General features: G+C 70.5%; 18 protein-coding genes. 13 read left to right on the forward strand and 5 right to left on the reverse strand.

Annotated features, from left to right (window positions below; translation table 11 throughout):
• Window positions 1–315: 315 nt before the first annotated feature.
• The gene (locus ACFWI4_RS34345) at window positions 316–600 is read right to left on the reverse strand and encodes a helix-turn-helix domain-containing protein (RefSeq protein ID WP_387204468.1); all 285 of its coding nucleotides are present in this window, start codon (window positions 598–600) and stop codon (window positions 316–318) included.
• A gap of 116 nt (window positions 601–716) precedes the next feature.
• Here ACFWI4_RS34345 and ACFWI4_RS34350 point away from each other — a divergent pair, with 116 nt between their 5' ends.
• Both ACFWI4_RS34350 and ACFWI4_RS34355 read left to right on the forward strand, forming a co-directional pair.
• Window positions 717–1361 carry an HAD family hydrolase gene (locus ACFWI4_RS34350; protein WP_387204471.1) on the forward strand — a complete coding sequence of 215 codons (645 nt, stop codon included), beginning with the start codon at window positions 717–719 and terminating at the stop codon, window positions 1359–1361.
• A 4-nt stretch (window positions 1362–1365) separates the two neighbouring features.
• Window positions 1366–2205, forward strand: coding sequence for a DUF1932 domain-containing protein (locus tag ACFWI4_RS34355; RefSeq protein WP_387204474.1), 840 nt, complete (start codon window positions 1366–1368; stop codon window positions 2203–2205).
• Between the two features lie 7 nt (window positions 2206–2212).
• Here the strand turns inward: ACFWI4_RS34355 and ACFWI4_RS34360 are convergent, their stop codons facing one another.
• From ACFWI4_RS34360 to ACFWI4_RS34370, 3 genes are all read right to left on the reverse strand, one after another.
• The gene (locus ACFWI4_RS34360) at window positions 2213–2779 is read right to left on the reverse strand and encodes a guanylate kinase (RefSeq protein ID WP_387204477.1); all 567 of its coding nucleotides are present in this window, start codon (window positions 2777–2779) and stop codon (window positions 2213–2215) included.
• Window positions 2776–3813: an AAA family ATPase gene (locus ACFWI4_RS34365; RefSeq protein WP_387204480.1), complete on the reverse strand. Its 1038-nt coding sequence runs from the start codon at window positions 3811–3813 to the stop codon at window positions 2776–2778. Before ACFWI4_RS34365 ends, ACFWI4_RS34360 begins: the two co-directional genes overlap by 4 nt.
• A 171-nt stretch (window positions 3814–3984) precedes the next feature.
• Window positions 3985–4734: a GntR family transcriptional regulator gene (locus tag ACFWI4_RS34370; protein ID WP_387204483.1), complete on the reverse strand. Its 750-nt coding sequence runs from the start codon at window positions 4732–4734 to the stop codon at window positions 3985–3987.
• 390 nt (window positions 4735–5124) lie between these two features.
• Here ACFWI4_RS34370 and ACFWI4_RS34375 point away from each other — a divergent pair, with 390 nt between their 5' ends.
• From ACFWI4_RS34375 to ACFWI4_RS34425, 11 genes are all read left to right on the forward strand, one after another.
• Entirely contained in the window at window positions 5125–5973 is an 849-nt protein-coding gene (locus ACFWI4_RS34375; RefSeq protein WP_387204485.1) for a hypothetical protein, read from the forward strand.
• A 384-nt stretch (window positions 5974–6357) separates the two neighbouring features.
• On the forward strand, window positions 6358–6774 hold the full coding sequence (locus ACFWI4_RS34380) for a hypothetical protein (RefSeq protein WP_387204489.1): 417 nt from the start codon (window positions 6358–6360) through the stop codon (window positions 6772–6774).
• A 290-nt stretch (window positions 6775–7064) separates the two neighbouring features.
• A complete protein-coding gene (locus tag ACFWI4_RS34385; protein ID WP_387204525.1) occupies window positions 7065–7244 on the forward strand; it encodes a DUF5999 family protein in 180 nt (59 codons plus the stop codon).
• 121 nt (window positions 7245–7365) lie between these two features.
• Window positions 7366–9087 carry a DUF2637 domain-containing protein gene (locus ACFWI4_RS34390; RefSeq protein ID WP_387204492.1) on the forward strand — a complete coding sequence of 574 codons (1722 nt, stop codon included), beginning with the start codon at window positions 7366–7368 and terminating at the stop codon, window positions 9085–9087.
• Window positions 9088–9207: 120 nt separating this feature from the next.
• Window positions 9208–9714 (forward strand): hypothetical protein, encoded by a 507-nt coding sequence (locus tag ACFWI4_RS34395; protein WP_387204495.1) that lies wholly within the window; start codon window positions 9208–9210, stop codon window positions 9712–9714.
• Complete coding sequence (locus ACFWI4_RS34400; protein ID WP_387204498.1) at window positions 9714–9923, forward strand: hypothetical protein; 210 nt, start codon at window positions 9714–9716, stop codon at window positions 9921–9923. The genes ACFWI4_RS34395 and ACFWI4_RS34400 overlap by 1 nt, the downstream gene beginning before the upstream one ends.
• Window positions 9924–10053: 130 nt before the next feature.
• Window positions 10054–12024, forward strand: coding sequence for a hypothetical protein (locus ACFWI4_RS34405; protein ID WP_387204501.1), 1971 nt, complete (start codon window positions 10054–10056; stop codon window positions 12022–12024).
• A gap of 16 nt (window positions 12025–12040) precedes the next feature.
• The gene (locus ACFWI4_RS34410; RefSeq protein ID WP_387204504.1) at window positions 12041–12445 is read left to right on the forward strand and encodes a hypothetical protein; all 405 of its coding nucleotides are present in this window, start codon (window positions 12041–12043) and stop codon (window positions 12443–12445) included.
• A 107-nt stretch (window positions 12446–12552) separates the two neighbouring features.
• Complete coding sequence (locus ACFWI4_RS34415) at window positions 12553–14991, forward strand: DNA translocase FtsK (RefSeq protein ID WP_387204507.1); 2439 nt, start codon at window positions 12553–12555, stop codon at window positions 14989–14991.
• Window positions 14992–15077: 86 nt separating this feature from the next.
• A complete protein-coding gene (locus ACFWI4_RS34420; protein WP_387204510.1) occupies window positions 15078–15269 on the forward strand; it encodes a hypothetical protein in 192 nt (63 codons plus the stop codon).
• Between the two features lie 12 nt (window positions 15270–15281).
• Window positions 15282–15833: a hypothetical protein gene (locus ACFWI4_RS34425; protein WP_387204513.1), complete on the forward strand. Its 552-nt coding sequence runs from the start codon at window positions 15282–15284 to the stop codon at window positions 15831–15833.
• A 17-nt stretch (window positions 15834–15850) separates the two neighbouring features.
• Here ACFWI4_RS34425 and ACFWI4_RS34430 read toward each other — a convergent pair whose 3' ends face one another.
• Window positions 15851–16042, reverse strand: coding sequence for a hypothetical protein (locus tag ACFWI4_RS34430; protein ID WP_387204516.1), 192 nt, complete (start codon window positions 16040–16042; stop codon window positions 15851–15853).
• Window positions 16043–16312 lie beyond the last annotated feature (270 nt).

The following is a 16312-nucleotide window of genomic DNA, read 5'->3' on the forward strand; positions in this document are numbered from 1 at the left end:
CTGGGTCCAGGCGGCCGCTGCGACCGCCATACGCCGTAGGTGTCGTTTGCCGTGCAAGGGGTCATCTCCCCAGATAGGGGAGCCGCGACCAGCGAGTGTGACCTACTCAAGGCCCTGGATAGTGGCGTAGCGCGAAAGAGGGCGCTTATCCTGGGTATAGGTGACCGCGCGGGCTTTCGAGCCCACGGGCATCACCCGGCAGACGAGGTCACCTCGCTGCTCACGACTCGGAACTTTTGATCGGGTGCGAGTCGAAACGCTGGGAAGCGGCTTCCGTTGTGGCGACGGGGGCCGCTTCGGCGTTACGGAGGACGTTCAGACATTGGCATCCTCAAGTGGTTCCTGCGTGGTCATCGCTGCTTCCGGATGCTTGGTTGCCCATCCCCGGAGCAAGTGGGCGTACGCTTCCAGGTGACGTCGCCGCGGCTTTGCAGCCCCGACTTCCCAGCGGTTGAACGCCACTCTGGTGACGCCGAAGACTTCGGCGACCTCTTCCTGGGTGAGCCCGTCGGCTTTCCGGAGACGGGCGCGTACCTCAGGTGATGGAAGATGATCCGGGCGCGCGAGCAGCGCGTCAACGGCGTTGAGTAGCTCAGACATCACTCCCCCTCGCTTTCCTTGATCCGGAACTATACACAACTCGCAACTTCTGATGGTGCAGTTGAGGCGTGTCGAGCGATGAAACAGCCGAGAACTCCTGAGCTATCGTCACGCCCATGCGGTTTGCCCTCTTTGACCTCGACAACACGCTGGTCAACCGCGCGACCGCCTTCCCCCACGCGATCACCGGCCTGTGCAACGACTGGGGCTACGGACCGGACATTGAAGCGTGGCTGACAACAGAACTGGCTGACCGTGCTGCTCCCGCCGACTTCGGTCGCCTGATCGCAGAATTCCGGCTGCCCGATGATGAGGCACGGCTGTGGCGTGGCTACGTCGATCGCATCGCATCCTCCGTCACCTGTGACGCCGCGACCCTGAGCGGCCTCGACCAACTTCGTTCTAAAGGCTGGACAGTCGGCATCGCCACGAACGGCGCCGCCGACATTCAGCGCGCCAAACTGGCAGCGACGGGTCTCCTCGACTGCGTCGACGGATTCGCCGTCTCCGGCGACATCGAGGTCCGCAAACCAGACCGACGCCTGTTCGAACTCGCTGCCGAGCGCTGCGGAACCAACCTCAGCCACGGCGGATGGATGATCGGAGACAACCCCGCCGCCGACATCGGCGGTGGTCGTGCCGCAGGACTGCGAACCATCTGGCTTCATGGGCGCCCATGGCCCGACGACCTCGCGCCCGCAGAACGAACCGTCCGCGCTGCTATCGATGCCATCACCATCCTGCTCAACGAGAGCGAGTAACAGCGTGGACCAGCCGACTGTTGGCATCCTCCATCCCGGCAGCATGGGCGCCGCCGTCGCCGCCTGCGCCGCGACCAACGCGGCCGAGACCCTGTGGTGCGAGGCCGGGCGCAGCACCGCGTCCGTGGCCCGCGCCGCCCGATTCGGACTCACGCCCGTGGCCACAATGGCCGAGCTGCTGAACCGCAGCGACATCGTCATCAGCCTCTGCCCGCCGGCCGCTGCCGAGGACCTGGCGCGCGACGTCGCCGTGCACCGCTTCGCCGGGGTGTACGTGGAGGCGAACGCCATCAATCCCGAGCGGGCACAGCGGATCGCCGCGCTGCTCGAACCGGCCGCGACCGTCGTGGACGGCGGCGTCGTTGGCTCCCCGCCGGTCGGCGGCAAGACACCGACCCTGTACCTCTCCGGACCCGCCGCCGCGACCGGCCGCATCGAGGCGCTTTTCGCGGGTACCGCAGTCCGGACGGCGGTGCTGGGCACAGAGCTCGGGAAGGCGTCGGCGCTGAAGCTGGCGTATGCGTCGTACCAGAAGACCTCACGGGTGCTGGTGGCCCTCGCCGTCGGGATGGCGCGCGAGCACGGCGTCGACCAGGAGCTCATCGAGGTCGCCTCCCGGCGCACCGACTCGTACTTGTCTGAGCCGCAGTACGTCGCCAAGGCTGCGGCTCGCGCTTGGCGCTGGGGCCCGGAACTGGAGGAAGCCGCCGACGCCCTCGCGGCCGCTGGCCTTCCACCGGAGATGCTGCGCGCGGCTGCGTCCACCCTGGCACGGTGGAACGACGCCAAGGACGATGGCGAGCTCACGCTTACCGACGCCCTTGACCGACTCGCCCAGCCGTAGCCCACGTTCATGGCGTCGCCGCTCCCCGCTGCACCAGCAACTGGTTGATGAGCCGCGCCGCGTCCTGCGGGACCGCCTTCGTGGTGTCGATGGTCAGGTCCCAGGCCGCACCCGGGTGCATGTTCAGGTCCTCGCGGGTCGCGTCCCACGCCGCCAGGCGCGCCGCGGTGTCGCTGTCGCCGCGTCCCGCCGACCGCTGCTCGGTCACCTCGCGCGGGCACCACAGCAGCACCACTGACCAGTCGGCCGGGTAGTCGTCGACCAGCGCGCGGATGCCGTCGACCTGTCCGAGGTGCACCACAGGCACCCCGGCCGCGAACGCCGCGTCGACGCCGGGCCGGTCGATCACGTACGTGTTGCCGTACCGCGCGTTCGCGTAGAGGACATCGCCCGCGGCCTCCAGCTCGTGCAGCTGCTCCGGTGTACCCATCCGGTAGCCGGTGGCCTTACCCGTCCCGACCTTGAGCCGCGCGAACGGCGCGTACCTCGCGTTCAGCTCGGTCAGTGCACTGGTGACGGTGTCCTTGCCCGAGGCCGGCGGGCCGTACAGGATCAGGCCCTGCTTCGGGTTCACGAGTACATCGCCCCCATCGCCTGCCGGGCCTGGTCCGCGAGCGTCACCGCGGTGCCCAGCCGGTTGTCCACCACCAGGTGCGGCACTGCCGGGCGCAGCTCCAGGTTGATGGTCGCCATGTACTCGTCCCAGCGCGCCAGCTTCCACGCATCGCGGGCCGCGGACCGGAAGCCGATGTACTCGCGCATTGACTCTTCATCACAGCGCACCCACACGGGGAAGACGTCGACCCCCATCGAGCTGGCCCGGTTGGTCAGGCGTTTCATCCAGGCCGGGTCGGTCATCTCGGCAATGAACGGCGCGGTGAGCACGGTGGAGATGCCGCACTTGATGTTGGCCATGGCCGACTGCATCAGGCAGTCGTACTCCACCGGCCGGACCTGCTCACGGTAGAGGTCGGTGTGCCGGTCGTTCGCGTCACCGCCCAGGGCTACCAGGAGGCGCTCCACGAGCGGGCGGGTGAGCGGGTCCTTGTCGAGCAGCGGCCAGCCGGTGAGCTGGACGAAGAAGCGGGCGAGCTCGGTTTTGCCACTGCCGGCGAAGCCGCCGACCAGGATGAGCACCGGACGGTGGGGGTCGCCGCCGGTGTGCCGGCGCTTCCATGCGTCGATGATCCGCTGCTGCAGGTCGAAGTGGTCGGCCTCGTCCGAGCCCGGCGCGATGCGGTGAATAGCGCGCTCGACAGCCAGAACGTGTGATCCGTTGAGGCGGTCGTCCAGCGGCGTGAGCTTGAAGGAGGACTCCTCCCCGGGCAGGGCCGTCCGGAATCCCAAGTCGGGTTCAGTGGCCCGGTAGAGGAGGCAATAGGCCCGCCGGTAGTGGGGTCCGGGGAAGACCTCGCCCTGCTCGTGCTGCCACAGGGTCTGCGGATTCGCGGCGGGGATGCCCTTGAGCTTTGCCTGCTCAGCAACCGCTCGAAGGCGTTCGCCGACCTTCTCCAGGGTCAGGCCGTGAGCCTCACGCTGCTCCCGGAGACGGTCCGGCCTCCACCCCGCTCGCTGCTTCCCCACCCTCTGCCCCTCCGTCATCGTCATGGCCGCGAGCCTAGAACTTGGGCGCCAAATTCCATGTGTACGTGGACGTTGAAAACCTGTGAACGCCTATGTGCATGAGCTTCGACAAGGCGCTGTGATGTTGCTGTAAGGCCTTCTCCGCTGTGATGGCTCCCATGAGCAGTTGATCGAGGGGGAGTTGTGAGCGCAGGGCTAGGCGTCGAACTCGTAGTCGAGCACGTAAGCCGTGCTGTCCATGGTCATCTCGTTGATTTCAACGGGGCGACCAGTTGCGTCGAAAGCCGTTCGAGCCACCTTGATGACGGCTCTGTCGGCAGGGATAGACAGCCGGCTGGCCTCGTCAGTAGACGGTGTTCTGACGCGAACCTCTTCGCGGAATCGGGTTGGTCCGTGTCCAAGGTCGGCCAGCCGCGCGTAAATGCCGCCTGGACCGGTGTCCGCCTGAGCGATCGGTGTTCCCTCAACGAGATCCTGCGGGAGGTAGGACTCGGCAAGCATGACCGGCCGCCCGTCGACCAGGTAGCGGCGCCGACGCACGCAAACGGTGGAGCAGCTCAGAACAGCTTCGATGTGCTGTGGGGCGGCTGCCGCTTCAACAACCGTGATCTGGTCGACATCTGGTGCGCGGCTATCGTCCGCTGCCCAGACCGTTTTGCCGCTCCCCCATTGTTCTCGAGCCAGTCGCTGAATGCCTCGACGCCGAATGGGAGTGAACGAGACGACACGTGCGCCCGCGCCCTTCTTCGTCTCGATGAGACCTTCCGTGCGCAGAATGCCCAGGGCTCTACGGGCAGTGAGAGTCGCTACACCATGCTGCTCCGCCAGCGCGTTTTCTCCAGGCAGGCGATCACCAGGGCCGTAGTCGCCATGCTGGATTGCTGCCCTCAAGGCGTCAGCGATCTGCTCGGCCTTGGTCGGCTGCGCACTGGTCTCATCCGTCATCTGTCTCCCAACCTCGGTATCGATCCTAGGGCTCCTTGCTACCGAGCCGTTTCACAGGGACCCCGTGGGTCGCGCTGGGAGCTGTCCGGATGATATCGCAATCTCTCTTTGCTCGGTAGCGTAATCGTTGACATCGGTACCGAAGTTGGGTTCACTAGGGGCAACCTCGGTAGCGAGGTCGCCAAACAGCAGGTGTTGCTCTTGTGAGCGGCGGCAAGCGGCAGTGGGGTGAGCCGAGCTCCCCCGGTCGGCCTGTACCGAATAGCTCCACCTGATCCACCTCGAACGGCGCTGCTGCGCTGTCTGTCCGCCAGGACCAACCTGCCGAAAGGCCGGCCTGGCGCGGCAGAGAAGGCAGCACCCGCACCCGACCCACGTCAGGAGGATTCGATGCCCCGCATCCGTCCCGGCCGCGTCCGGACCAAGCACACCAACCGCCGCGCGGCGATGCTGCTCAGCAAGATGGCCCCGCAGGACTACAACGTCCGGCCGGGTGAAGTGAAGTCGATCGCCTGCCCCGACTGCCTCACCTGGCGCCGGATCATGGGCGACAAGGTCCTCAAGATCCGCGAGCACTGCATCTCCGACAAGGTCGCGGAGGGCGAGAAGCACATCACCTGCCCCGGCAGCGACCAGCTCGTGGAAATCGACATCGACGTCCGACGCTGGCAGGTCGAGCAGGACCGCCTCCTGCGGGAGGCGATGCCCCAGGACAACCGTCGTGCGGCGCAGCAGTTCTACAAGCCGCTCCCGGCCCCGGCCGCACCGGTCTCCCGGATGAACGCGGAGATCACGCTGGAGGCGGCTCGCCAGGCATACCTCGCCCACCGCACCCGAAGCGTCGGCCAGGGGCGGAGCGCTACTCGGCCGCAGGGATGCACGCGGTGCGTCGGCGGTCAGCACTGCCCGGACGGCGCGATCTTGGCCTGCCGCTTCGTCCTCGCGCTCCAGCAGGAGCCCGCCCGCCGTGAGGCCCGCGAGCAGCTGGAGCGCCAGGAGCAGCGCGCCGCACGGAAGCAGTCGGCGCCGGCCGTCCGCAAGGCGCAATGGGCCAAGCACGGCGGCACGGCGGTCGAGAAGGCGAACAACCGCTGCACGCAGCGGACTTCAGGAACCGTCTCCGAGTTCCGCGGCCCCGACCTGCCGATGCTGCCCCAGGACATCGAGGCGCACGACCGGCGGCAAGCCGAGCTGGGCAGGCAGTACGCCCGGAAGACCCCGGCGACGTCGACGGCCTGACCCGCACCCGCACTGAGACGAACGATCACGGCCCCGGCCGCCCTGAACGCAAGGGTGGTCGGGGCCGCAGCCGCAGCCGATTGGAAGACAGCCTCCCAAAAAGACAGGAAACGACATGGACGACGACGTCACGTTCGAGGAAGTGTGCGCCGCCTACGAGGAGATGGACCAGGCCGAATACGCCGAGTTCATGCAGGAGGCGGACGCCCGCGACGCCGAACAGCAGAGCTGATCCGCAGCCCTGCGCTGCCCGCCGGTCATCACGCCCGCCATGAGCGGGGCGCGGTGGCCGGCGGAGTGCGCAGGACGCACTCACGCGATGGACCCCCGGGTGGCCGCCCGGGGGTCCTGTCGCAGGTCACCCTTCCTGAGAGGACGACCCACATGCCCAGCATGACAGCCGTACCCACCCTCACCACCAGGCCGCCCCTGCCCAAGCGGCCCGTTCCGCACGAACGGACGCCGGACCGGCCTACCCCGACCACCCCCCGTCCGCACCCGCGGACCGCGCACACCACCGCCGACCCGACCACCCTCGAAGCGCTGCGGCGCGTGGTCGACGGACAGATCGGCCCCCGCCAGCCGGGAGCGATCTACCAAAACGTTGACGGCGCATTCGAGGTTCTCTCCGTGGTCCGCGACCCGGAGCAGGCCCGAGGTCTTCTCGGCAGGCGCTGCGCGCAGTGGGCGGTGATCGTCCGCGACGTGCTGCGCGCGGACGGCGAACCGTTCGCGGTCGGCAGCGTCTGGACCACCTCGGACCACCTCGTGCGTGAGGCAGCCGTCCGATGCGCCGGCTGATCGCCGCGCTGGGACGTCAACTCACCAGCTCCGGTCAGTGCCCCGACTGCGGGGCCTGGCTGGACGACTGGAACGGCGGCTCTTGCGGCTGCCAGTAGAACCACCACCCCAGCCCGACACCGCCACCTCTGTCGGCTGCCTGACACGCCCGGCCCGGCCCCGCACCCGTGCGGTGGCCGGGCCGGGCGGCGTCCAGGGGAGCCGCGCAGCCGCGCGACCCATCACCCCGCTGGGAGGCATTGATGCCCGTCCCCACCATCACCGCCCCGTCCGACCGCTTGCCGTCCTCACTGTGCCTGCACGACTCGCCGTGCCCGTCGGCGGACAGCCCGGACCGGGAGGCCGCCGCCGTCCTGGTGGCTTACCCGGAGCAAGGCTGGTCGCTGCTGTGCAATGCCGTCCTGCTTTTCGAGGACACCGGCGAACTCCTGCCCGACGGCCGAGTCGTCGGCCCGCACCGTCCTGTCTGACACCGCCCGCCCGGAGCCGTTTCGGCTCCACCGGCCACCGTTTCGGCTCCGCCCACTCCCGTTTCGGGAGCGCGCGGATTCGGTTCGGGCGCGCCCTGAACACCCCTTCCCGGAGGCCCTTATGACGATCACTGACGTGCCCCATCAGGCGGCACCCGATACCCCTGTTTCGGTTCCGCCCGCCCCCGTTTCGGGAGCACCTGGTCCCGTTTCGTGGGCACCGGATAGCGTTTCGGAGACGGACAACCGGAACCCGATCAAGCCCGGCCGGGACCGGCTGATGCTGGTGCTCTCGGCGGTTGCCGCGATCGGCGGCACGCTGGTCGGCGTCATCGGCTTCGCGATGTCCTACAGCACCCTTGCCGAGGTCGCCCTGAGCTGGGGCTTCAGCCACAGACTGGCAGGCTGGTTCCCGGTCGGCGTGGACGCGTCGATCATCGCGTTCCTGGCACTGGACCTGTACCTGATCCGCAAGGACACAGGGTGGCCGCTGCTCAGGGCAGCTGCGCACACGATGACGGCCGCGACGATCTGGTTCAACGCCTCGTCGCAGGGCGACATCGGTGCCGACCCGGTCCGGTCGGCCAGCCACGGCGTCATGCCGCTGCTGTTCGTGATCGGTGTCGAGGCCGCACGGAAGCTGTTCATCAAGAAGGTGCAGCTCGAAGCCGGTACGGCCACCGACCGGATCCCGCTGCACCGCTGGATCCTCAGCCCACTCGGGACACCGCGGATCTACCGCCGGATGCGCCTGTACGGGATCACCTCCTACCCGGAGATGACCCGCCGGGAGCGGGACCTGAAGGGCTACGAGCAGTGGCTGCTGCGCCAGCACAACGGCAGCCTCGACAAGGCGAGTGACGACGAGCGGCTGCCCATGACGATGGCCCCCTACGGGTACACCGTCGCCGAGGCCCTAGCCCTGCCCGAACGGCAGGAACGCGAGGCACAGGAGCGGGCCGAGGAGGCGGCGCGCCGGCGCCTGGAGGCACAGACGCGCCAGGAGCAGGCGCAGGCGCGAGCGGAGGCCGACCGGCTGAGGGCGGAAGGCATGCTCGAAGCGGTTCGCGCGCAGGTTGCAGCCGAGACCGGTCAGGCCCGTGCGCAGGCCCGTGCGCAGGTCAGCGCTGCCGAGCGGGTCGCCGAGCGGGAAGAGGCCGCGCTGGAGACGGCGCTGCTCGCCGAGGCCCGGGCCCGTGAGGCTGCCGCTGAACGCGAGGCAGCCCAGCAGCGGGAGGCCGCTGCCGCCGCCGACGTCCGCGCGGCGGCCCTGGAGCAGCAGGCAGCCGACAAGCGGAAGCTCGCGGCGGAGGCCGACCGTATCGCCGCGGCGGAGGCGCAGGCGGTCGAGACCCAGGCCATCGCCGAAGCCCGAAAGGCTGCTGCCGAAGCAGACCGGGCCGCTGCCGAAACGGAGCAGGCTGCTGCCGAAACGCGGCGCGCCACCGCCGAAGCCAACCGTCAGCGGGCTGAGGAGGAGCGCCTCCAGGAGGCGGCTGTCGCCGACACCGCGCGTGCCCAGCAGGATGCTGCCGAAGCCCATCAGCGTGCTGCCGAAATGCGGCTCGCCGCCGCCGAAACTGAGCGGAGTGCGGTCGAAGCCGAGGACGCCGCGCGGCTCACCCCACGCGAGCGGGCGGTCCGCAAGGTCGCCCGCGTGGCGCTCGCGGCCGGCCTGATCCCGATCGGCCTGTCGGAGCACGAAGTCCAGCGCGAACTGTCCCGGCTGGTCTCGATCGCCGACGTGCAGAGCGCGTGCGACGTGTCGTCCACCGACACCGCGTCCCGCTACCGCACCGAGGCCGCCGCGCTGATCGCCAGCGGCTACCACGTACAGCAGTGACCAGCACCAACACCCGTCCGGCACACACCAGTGAGGGCCAGCCCACGGCAATTGGGCTGGCCCTCGCTGCGACTGCCGGAAGCAGTCACAGCACCCCAGTAGACCAGGAGGAATCCCCAGGTGACCAGCAAAGACATCGCATCCCGCGTCACGCACGGCGTGCAGGCTCTGGCCGTGCCGGGGCAGCGCGAAGGCTGGCAGGCCACGCACCGCGGCAGCCTGCTGAACGACGCGCAGTCCTACGACGGCCTCGCCGACGCCCTCCAGGCCGACGTGAAGGCCCGCCGCCTGCCCGGTGACCTGCCCTTTGGCCTGTCGGCCGCATCAAGGGCCCGCAAGCGCGCCAAGCCCTTGCGGGACGCGGCGCGGGCCCTGCGCAAGGCCGCCCGCGCCATCAACTCCACGGCGGCCGCGTACGAGGAGACCATGCCGGAGACCGTGCTCCAGCGCCGCAAGGACAAGGAGCTGGCCAAGGCGAACAAGAAGGCGGGCGTGCACGCGGCGGCCCGCAACAGCGCCGAGCAGACGCTTCAGCGGCTCGCCCCGGCCGGACAGGACGACGGCCAGCCGGGCGGCGCTCCGAAGCTGCTCGGTGACTTCTTCGGCCAGCAAAAGCGCGGTGCCTGATGGCCGCCGGCCTCTCCCCGCGGCAGGCCGCGCACTGGAACCGCCGATTCGAACAGGCCCGCAGCGAAGGCCCGGAGAGCTTCTTCCGGGCCTGGCACGACCTGCTGAAAATCGGCGCGCTCCAGAAGGTCAAGCGGACCGGCGACCACGCCACGTTCAACGCCCTGTCGCAGGAGCTGGAGCGTCTGTACCGCGCTCACTGCCAGTGAGCGCCATCGTCATCATGACCGTCATCATCACCGCCCGAATGTCCTTGACCGGGGGTCCCAACCACGTGTACGCGTACGTGTGCGAGGGCCCTTCTTCCTGTCACGGACGGTTACCAGGAAGGGAGGGGCCGTGTCCGACGACGCACGACCGGACAACGTCCTCACACTCCCCCGGATCGGCTCTGCGCCGCCTCCGGATCTGCCCCCCGCACCCGACCTCTCCGCCCCCGCTCCCGCCGATCCCGGCGAGGGCGGGGGCGTTCGAATCTCACCGTGGGACGCCCCCGACATCCCGCACGCGCCCGCCGCTCCGGACGGGGCCGCAGTACTGCGCAGTGAGGGCGCCGACCCGCCCGGCCCGCCTGATGCGGGAGCACCCCGGGCGGGCGCGCTCTCCCTCGCGGCGATCCTCGCCATCGCCCTCGCGGCGTTTGAGGGCATGCAGACCTGGGTCAAGGAAGCGGTGCCGTTGAGGGCGGAAGCCGCCCGGCACCGCCGCGAGCTCGAACTGCTGGCCGCGAAGGCGACGGCGGATGCGCACCGGCTGGGAGCCGAAGCGACTGGGGTCCGCCGCCGTGGCGTGCCGTCCGGCCACGACTACGGACGCTCGGTACTCGGCAGCGGATCCGGCGGCCGCGGGCGGGGCGGCACCGGGGCGTTCGGGCGCGGCACCGGTACGGGTCCGGGTGCCCGGCCCGGATCAGGACGCGGCAGCACACCTATGGCCAGCCACACCGGGCCCGGCCGGACCAACGGTCCAGGACGCGGCGGCGGTATGGGCAGCGGGAGCTCCGGCAGCGGATCTGGCCGGGGCACCTTCGGTGGCTCCGGGAACAGCTCCCGCGGCGGCACCGGCTCCGGGAACGGCTCCCGGGGCGGAGGCTCGTGGGGAGGCACTCGTGGCGGCGGTGCCGGTGCCGGCGGCGGCGCCTCGGGCGCCTCCGGCGGAAACGCCGGCCGCCGGTCGGCGGGCCGCAAGATCGCCGACTGGTGGTCCAAAGGCAAGCAGAACAGCGGCAACGGCGGTCCGTCCGGCGGCAAGGGTGCGAGCGGCGCCCACAGTGCTGCCACGAAAGATGCCGTCCGCAACGCCGTGCGGGCCGCCAAGAAGGGCGGGCCGACGTTCTGGGAGGCCACCGGAGACAAGCCGTCAGCCCGCTGGAAGGGCCGGACGGGTCCTGTGGGCGGCGGCTCCGGCCGGGCTCCCGGCACGGGACCCGGACCGGTCAACACCGGCTGGACACCCGGCGGCCGTGGCGGGCGCACCACGTTCTGGCAGGCCGTGCACGAGACGATCGGCGACCGCTGGACCAAGCGCCGCGATGACTGGAAAGCCTCCGGCGGCCCCCGCCGCCAGCGGACCGGCCCCCGCAAACCCTCCGCCCCCGACCCCGGCAGCACCGGCACCGGCCGCCCGAGCGGCGACCCGAACGCCGGGCCCTCGTCCGGTGAGCAGGCATGGCGGTGGGCGCGGGCGTCGGCGTTCGACACCGAGGACCCGGTCACCGTCACCGTTGAACAGGCCGGTCCTGCCCGCGCGCACGGCACCCGCTGGGAGCCCACCCCGATAGCCCCCGCCCGCCCGCAGCTGCCACGTGCACCGCAGCGTCCTGCTGGCACCCGGCCGGGAACCACCCAGAGAAGGGACTTCCCTATGCCCCCATCCGCATCCGGATCCGTCCAGGTGACGGCCCCGCCCGCGAACGCGATGGCCGGACGGCATGCCACCGAGATCAACCTCGACGGTGCTGTCGGTGCTCTGGCCCGGCTCACCATGGCCGGGATGGAGACCTACGACGACGCGCAGGCGCTGGCCATGCAGGCCCGGCGGCTGCTGTCCGAGCTGGAGGCGATGGGCACCGACCTGGCGGTCACCCACAACGTGCTCGGCCCGCGCACCGTCCGGAGTTTCACGGTGCTGCTGGAGAGCGTCGGGATGCTCGTCGTCAACGCCACCCGCACCGCCAAGGCCGCGCTTGCCGCGGCGGAGCTCGCCGAGGCGGAAGAGACGGCGATGGAGCGGGACTACCGGCCCACCCAGACGGCGGCCGCCGACGCCGGCCTGACCGCGCCCAGCGCCCGCATCCACAACGAGAACTGACCGGGAGACAGACAGTATGGGAGAGATCGCCTCCGCCGTCGCAGCCGACGGCGCCGCCAACGGCTACCAGGCCATCACCACCAAATTCACGGCCCTGAAGAGCGCGGCAGCCGACCTGTTCGAGCATGCCGAGCTGCTCGCGCAGCGGATGCGGGCCAACGCCCATGCGGCCGTCACGGTCGCCGAGCTGTGCGCGGCGGCCGAGGTCGACGCACGGCACGTGGCAGCGGTCGCCGAGGTCGGCGAAGCCTTCGGGCAGGTGTCCGGCGACTGCACGCGGCTCGTGGGATCGGCCGAGCAGACCCACCTGGCCACCGCCGACGTCCAGGCGGCCCACCAGGCGGAGTACGGGGCCGTCCACGAGGCCGCCACCGCATCCAGGGCCCGCCAGGCCAAGCCCGGCTTCTACCGGCCCGTCTGACCCGCACCCGACCGACCGCACCGTCTGCACGACCTGGTGGGGCTGCACCCGATCAGGGTGCAGCCCCACACCGTTTCCTCTCACTTCGGAAGGACTGATCTGCCGTGATGCGCAGGATGCCCACGCGGGCGAAAGTCGAGCTGGGCGCCTACGGGGTGTCCTCCGCAGCACTCGCCGTACTCCCCAACCTCCACCAGCCGGCCGCCCACCTGGCAGCGGGCGTGATCGGCGGCGCCAGCGTGTGGCGCCTGTACCGGCAGACCATGACCGGCGACTTCCGCCGGACCGTGCGCAGCGCACAGCGCCTCCTCGGGCCGGTCACCGGCAGCGCCGTCTACGCCGCGAACGCGATGACGCCCGGCACCCGCTGGTGGGAGATCCCCCTCGCGCTCGGGTGGGGCGGCCTGATGTCCGCGTGGCTGCCCGCCACCCGCGCCACCTGGACCCCCGGCGACCTTACCGTCGCCTACCCGGCCGGGTTCGAGGGTCTGGTCATGCGCCTGTGGGACCAGCACCAGGTCGCCCCGCACACCCACCTGGAGAACATCAGCCAGACGATCTCGCAGTCGCATCCGGACTTCGCGTGCGAGATCGTCGCCCCGCAGGGCACCCCCGTGGGCCGCATCGAGGAAGAGACCATCGCCGCCGCGTTCGGCGTGCCGACCCTCGCGGTGTCCATGACCGAGACCGTGCACGGGCCCGGCCGTATCCGGCTGACCGTCGCCCCGACCGGCGAGAGCAGCCGGAGCATCGAGTCGCTGTGGGAGCAGCTGGTCGCCCGGCCCGGCGGCGCGATCCCCGACAGCCGCATCCTGCGCATCGAGCAGCGCCCCGCGCAGAACGGCATCCCCGCACGCGGCATGATCCTGGCCGCAGTCGAGCCGGGAAAGGTCGCCAAGGTCGCTCACGAGCAGCTGTGTACGGCGTTCGGGATCAGGTCGGAAGAGATGCGCCTGGTCACCGAAGTGCACGGCAACGAGGTCCTGGTCACGGTGTATGAGTCGGCGCCGCTCACCTCTGGCCGCAAGGCCACCCGCGAGCTGCTGACCCTGGATGCGTACGGCCGGTACACGATCGGCACCACCCCCGACGGCCGCGACGCCACGGTCCACATGCGCTCCGCGTCCGGCACGCTGCACGGCTTCCTGGTCGGCGTGACCGGCTCCGGCAAGACGGTCACGCTCGCGCTGATGTGCGCGGCGTGGGCGCTGGCCGGACTGGCGACGTGGGTGACCTCCGCACGCCCCGACGCGCAGATGTCCGCCGTCGGCCGCTACGTCGACCGGCAGGGCGCCGGCGCCGTCTTCACCTGGTGGATGCTGAAGGCGGCCATCGCGCTGATGGACCTGCGGGGCGAGATCAACGCCGAGGTCGGCCACGACTTCTCCGCCCACTCCCCCTACCCGGGGTTGATTTTGGTGTTGGACGAGTTCAACTCGCTGGTCGGTGACGACCTGCTGGGCGACGACATCGCGTTCATGACCGACGTCCTGGCCCGCGAGGGCCGGAAGTTCGGCATCGGCGTGGTCTTCGCCGGACAGTCCCTGAACCTGGACAAGCTGGGCGGCGCGGCCTCCCTGCGGGATCAGGTGCAGGGCGGCATCGGCGTTGTCCTGCGGATCACCGGCGGGATCGCCGCCCGGCAGGCCACCGGCGGACTCGCAGGCGACCACGACCTCGCCCCGATCCCCGACCGGCTCGGTGCCCATGTCTCCCTGCTCGACCGGATGCTGGGCACCGCACAGGACATCCCCGGCGCCACCACCCAGGGCATGGGACACACCATCACCGGATCCGCCGCGCACATGATGCGCACCCTGTGGGCGCACCTGCCCGACGACGGCAGCCCCGACGGACTCGGCGACCTCTTCCCCGAGGACGGCATCTGCCAGCTCACAGACCGGGAGACCGAGCGGCTGACCGAGCTGGGGCTGTGGCACGACTGGGCCGTGCAGCCTCCCACCGGCAAGAACAAGAAGAAGTCCGGCGACGACAACGACGACGGCTACGACGACGGTGACGGTATCGGTGTGTTCGCGCCGCCCCCAGTCGTCCAGCCCGCCCGCACAAAGGCACCCACCGTCAAGGAGAAGATCCTGGCCGCCGTCGACCGGGAGATGAGCGCCAAGGAGATCCGGGACTCGGTCGATGCCGCCGCCGGCACCATCCGCAACGCCCTGTCGGACCTTGTCAACGACGGACGTCTGCGCCTGGTCGACCACGGGGTCTACGGGCCCGTCGCCGCCACCGACCCTGAAGAACACGGCGGTGCGGGCGCCGGGCAGCTGCCCGGGGGAGTCGACGGCGAACTGCTGCTGCTGGCCGCCGAACTCGTGGTCAGCACACGGTTCGGATCCCAGTCGATGCTCCAGCGCAAGCTCCGCGTCGGGTTCGCTCTCGCTGGCGCACTCCTGGACGCGCTGGAAGAGCGCGGCCTGGTCGGCCCGGCCGACGGCAGCAAAGCCCGCGAAGTCCTCGTGCCTACCGGCGCCGACGACGACGTGCTCCGCGAGCTGCGCGCCGACCTCACCGTCACCGTCGACTGACCCGACTCCACCCCACACCGTGCCGCCCGGCCCGCCGGCCGGGCGGCACCCACCCGACCCATCAACCCCTTGAAAGGGATCGCCCCGTGGCTGTCACCGTCGCGCTCGCCCTGCTCCTGGCCGTCATCGTCGTCGCCCTGCGACGCCAGGGCTCCGTCACCACCGTTGCCGCCCTCGCCTGTATCGCGTTCGGGTTCGCGCTCTCCTCCACCGGGCTGGCCCCCGTGATCAGCGACGTATTGAGCGCTGTGGCCGGCCTGTTCTCCCGCACCTCCTGACCGGAGCCCGTCATGACCGTCTCCGTCCGGCCCGCCACGGCATCCGCGCCTCCCGCAGCCCCCGCCACCACGGCGGAGCCCGGACTGGAGGCCCGGCTCGCCGCCCGCCTCGCCGACATGACCGTGCGACTGGAAGAGGCCGCCGTCGCCCACGAGGTGCGCACCGCGCACCTGTCCACCGATCCCATCGACCTCGCCGACGTGATCACCGCCCCCTACACACCCGTCACCATCCCCGCCGCCGTCCCGCCGCCCACCTACCGCACACCGGTCGCCGCACTCCTGGAGCGCGCACAGCACCACATGGAAACGGCCGGATGGTGCAAGGACGCCCTCACCGACGAGTCCGGCGCCGTCTGCCTGATGGGCGCCATCCGGGCCGAGGCCCGCGGGGACGCCGGCCTCGCCGGGGAGGCCGCGCACGTGCTGATGGACGCGATCCACCGGGAGTTCGGCGACCACGTCCCGTCCGTCCCCGCCTTCAACGACCGGCAGCGAGACGGCCGTACCCCGGCCCGGATGCTGCAACGGGCGGCAGGCCTCGCCGACGCCCGGCTGCTGTAGCCCACCGGCCGGGCCGGTCAGTCCAGCTCGATGACCAGACGCCCGTAATCGTCCACCCACGCCGGATACACCAGACCCCCGACGATCGCACGGTTCACGTACACGATCACGTCCGCGGCGACATCGATGACCAGCACCCCGTTGTCGTCGGTGAAGGCCTGCCAGACCACACCGTCATGGTCGATCACCGCATCGAACTCCACGGCCACGTCGGCCCCCCCATCTGTCGTCTCATCAGCGTGACGCATCCCGCCCCCGCCAAGCCACCCCTTCACCCGCACCGGACACCCTGCCCGGCCCTCACCCACGTCACTCCGGCGACCGGGCGAGGACCGGACAGGCCGCCCGGCCGCACAAGGCGCCCCGCCGACACCAGCACGACGTGACGCTGTTGGCAAAATCAGCCTGATCTTGTGGTGAGCCCGTGCTCGCCACAAGATCAGGCTGACTCAGTGCCGTGGGGCTGCGAGGATGCGCTG

Origin of the sequence: Streptomyces sp. NPDC127038 (assembly GCF_042725875.1) — a bacterium.
GTDB lineage: Bacteria > Actinomycetota > Actinomycetes > Streptomycetales > Streptomycetaceae > Streptomyces.